The organism is Acidobacteriota bacterium (assembly GCA_040752915.1).
In the GTDB taxonomy this organism is placed as follows: domain Bacteria; phylum Acidobacteriota; class UBA4820; order UBA4820; family DSQY01; genus JBFLVU01.
Genome location: JBFMHB010000129.1, coordinates 1 through 3,382, shown reverse-complemented (window position 1 = coordinate 3,382; position 3,382 = coordinate 1). Strand labels below are relative to the sequence as shown.

The window sequence follows — 3,382 nt, the reverse complement described above, 5'->3', positions numbered from 1 at the left end:
CGAACCCCCGGTGGAGTTTCCCCCACACACGCTTTCCAAGCGTGCTCCTTCGGCCACTCGGACATCTCTCCGCGCAAGTGGCTGACCTTGAATTATAGAGGAAACGGACCTTCGAGGCAACCGCTCGACATGCGGGAAGAAGCAGGGGGCTGTGCTAACCTGTGGACTTTCAAGGAGGTTCCACCGTGAGGTTCCGCCCCTTCCTGACCGCGACGGCCCTCGCGCTCCTCGCCTCCTGGGGGGCCATGGCGGAGGGTCCCAACCTGGTCCTCATCATCCTGGACACCTTTCGCCCGGATCGGCCCGCGGAAGCTCTTCCCTATTTCCGGAAGGCGCTGGACTGCACGTTGGCCCCCCGTACGCGGGAGCAGGTCCTGAGGATCGTGACGAATCTGGAATCGGCCTCCGGGGAGAAGTAGGTCCGCGCCCCCCTCTCCCCTCCCGAAGGTCGGGCCTCGGAGGGAAGGGCGCCGACCGCTTCGCCCTCTTCTGGTAGAATCGGCGCGCGGGAGAGAATCGCGTGCTCAAGGACGTGAGGGTCCACGGGGCCATCACCGACACCATCGACTATTACGCCACGCTGGCCGGGGCCAAGCTCCTGTCGGCGCCCTTTTATGAGCTTCAGGAGTCCGACGGAAAGAGAGCGGTTTCCTTCTTTTTGGCGGGCCAGTATTTCCGTCTCGATCAGCAGGGCATCTCCTTCTCCGGGACCGGAGGTTCCGTCTCCGAGTACATGTTCGGCTCCCCCATGCCGCTGCACGACTTGGGCCACAAGGAGGTGCGAAACCGGCTCGTCCTTTTCGGGGCGTTCCCTGGAAACGGGGGCCTCTCCTTCACGTCCCAGGTCTCGGGCTTCCTGACCTACGAGACCCTTTTCCTGGACGGCAACGCCCTTTCGAACTCCTTCTTCCTCATCAAGGTTCCGTGGCCTTACTCGGTCCGGCGGACCCAGGAGGTCCTCCTCCGAACGCTGGGGCGCGTCCTCAAGCGGAGCGACAAGCCTGGCGCCGGGGACGACAGCGGCCTCATCGGCGAGGTTCTCCGGGAACTGGCCGAGCCGGAGGCCGTCCTGTTGCTCCTGAGGCTCGTTCAGAGGCCCCACCAGCGTTTCTACGAGTTCGTCCGGGGCCTTTATCGCCGGGCTCGGGAGTGGGGCGAGGCCCAGGAGCGGTTCCTGGCGCCCCTCGCCGAGGAAATGGGAATCGCCGAGTACCAGCGGGAGCGGATCGCCGTTGACATCTTGTACAAGGACGACGCCAACCGCCAGGTGGTGGACGAATACAAGGACGTCCTTCTGCGCCTCATGCAAGGGGACCCCGACCCTTCGGCCGTGGCCCGCCTAAATTCCCTGAGGAACCTCGCCCTCCGACACGGCCTGCCCCGCAGCCTCTTCGACACGCTGGACGGGCTCATCCCGGCCGCTCCGGTGGTGCGCACCGCGGAGCCCGAGTATCTCCGGAAGACCCGGGAGATTTTCGAGGGCCTCTTCCTTTCGAGCCGGCCCGCCTCGGAGGTCGTCGGGCCGGCCGAGATCGCGCGGCTCCTCGCCTACAAGCAGATGGCGCAGAAGCGGCGGGATAACGGATTCGAACAGATCCTTCTGGACACGGGCCGGGCGCTCGACGAGAGGGCCGCCCAGGGAGAGGACATGGAGCCTCTGGAGGTTTTCTCCCAGGTGGTCACATATTTCGACCGGCTGGACAACGCCGAGGCCATGGTTTCCGAGCTGGCCTTCATGGAACACGCGACGGTCACGGAAAGCAAGGTCCGCTCCCTGCTCGGCAACCGCCGCCACCTGGAAGCGGTGGAGCCGGGGCTCTTCCACCGCCTCATCGTGGCCCCCGCCCTGGAGAACCCCTACATTCTGCGGCTGGGACGCCAGAAGGTGGCCGTGCTGAGCGACGGCCTGGATTCCGTGGAGCGGGGCGAGAAGAGCCTGGGGGAGGTCGCCTCGGAACTCGAGGCCCTGGCCCTCCGGGAGGCCGCCGAACACCACCTGTACACGAGCATACGGTCCCGTCTGAAGCAGTTCTACTTCGATCTCGCGAACCCCGTCCACGTAAGGCTTCTCCAGCGGGAGGTGGAGGGCGAATTGAAGAAGCGGGAGGGGTGGAGGGGCGCCGTGCCCGAGGGAGCCTTCGCGTCCGCCCTGGATGACGTCAAGCGGGAAAGCGACTACCTCAACAACGTCCTGCCGCGGATCCTCGAATCGGGCGAGGAGGATCTCCGCGAGGCCTTCCTGAAGACCTCCGGACTCGACCGCTTCCGCGTGGAAGAACTGGAGCGAGAGTACCGACAGGCCCACGGTCTGGAGGAGGCTTCCCCGGCGGCCGACTGGCGCGGGGACCTGTAAGGACCGAACGCCCGCCCGAGGGGCTCAGCGTTCGTAGGTGCCCATCATCTCGGCGGTGGCGAGCGTATGGCCCTTCATCGCGGCGAGGACCTGGGCCTTCGTGGCCCCGGCGCCCAAGGCCAGTGGCGCATCCAGCGCGAAGAGCCGGAAGTAGTAGCGATGGGCCTTGCCCGGGGGCGGGCACGGGCCTCCGTAACCGATGCGCCCCCAGGAGTTCACTCCCTGCAGGCTTCCGTCGGGAAGGCGCTCGGCCGCGGCCAACCCCTCGGCCAATCCCGTGGCGCTTCCAGGAATGTTGTAAATCACCCAGTGGTCCCAGGTGCCCATGGGCGCGTCGGGATCGTCACAAAGGAGCGCGAAGGCCCGCGTTCCCGGGGGGACATGGGTCCAGGTCAGAGCGGGAGAGCGGTCTTCCCCGTCGCAGGTGTGAACCCTGGGGATGGGCTGGCCCGCATCGAAGCGGGGCGAGGAAAGGGAAAACTCCGATCCACGGCTCAGCGCCACGAAGGCCAGGGCCCCCCAGGCCAGTCCAAACAGCCAAAGGAAAGAGGTCAGAGCGTTCACGACACCACCTCCCTCGCCCGGGCCCTATTATCCCGGGCCCTCAGGTCCCCCGCGGGGGGGACGGCTTCACGTGGGGCCGCGCCCAGGCGACCAGATCGGCGGGCCCTTTGAAACCCACGAACCGACCGAGTTCCTTCCCTTGGGGGTCCAGGAGAATGACGGTGGGCAGGCCCCGGACCGCATAACGCGCCTGGATCTCCCGGTCGGCGGGCGAATTCCGCGTGACGTCGAGCCGGACGGGGGCCATCTGCCTCAAGAGCCCCTCCACCTCCGGTTCAGGCCAGGTCTTCTTCTCGAGTTCCACGCACGCCACGCACCAGTCGGCCCGAAAATCCAGGAGCACGGGCACGTTTCGGGCGCGGCCGTCGCGCAGGCCGGCTTCCAGGTCCCCGTGCCAGCCCCGGGCCCCAGCGTCGGAACCGGCCGGAGCGGGAGGCAGCAGGGGCAGAACGAGGAGAAGGGCGG

At 66.9% G+C, this 3,382-nt stretch carries 4 protein-coding genes; 2 read left to right on the top strand and 2 right to left on the bottom strand.

What is annotated here, in order from left to right; all coding sequences use genetic code 11:
- Window positions 1-185 precede the first annotated feature (185 nt).
- Both AB1824_13345 and AB1824_13340 read left to right on the top strand, forming a co-directional pair.
- On the top strand, window positions 186-419 hold the full coding sequence (locus AB1824_13345; protein MEW5765946.1) for a hypothetical protein: 234 nt from the start codon (window positions 186-188) through the stop codon (window positions 417-419).
- A gap of 101 nt (window positions 420-520) precedes the next feature.
- Complete coding sequence (locus tag AB1824_13340; protein MEW5765945.1) at window positions 521-2,353, top strand: TIGR04442 family protein; 1,833 nt, start codon at window positions 521-523, stop codon at window positions 2,351-2,353.
- 24 nt (window positions 2,354-2,377) lie between these two features.
- On the opposite strand, the gene AB1824_13335 is transcribed toward AB1824_13340, so the two are convergent.
- Together AB1824_13335 and AB1824_13330 are read right to left on the bottom strand one after the other, a co-directional pair.
- Window positions 2,378-2,917: a YbhB/YbcL family Raf kinase inhibitor-like protein gene (locus tag AB1824_13335; protein ID MEW5765944.1), complete on the bottom strand. Its 540-nt coding sequence runs from the start codon at window positions 2,915-2,917 to the stop codon at window positions 2,378-2,380.
- 40 nt (window positions 2,918-2,957) lie between these two features.
- A partial coding sequence (locus AB1824_13330) for a thioredoxin family protein (GenBank protein MEW5765943.1) occupies window positions 2,958-3,382 on the bottom strand: 425 nt, incomplete at its 5' end.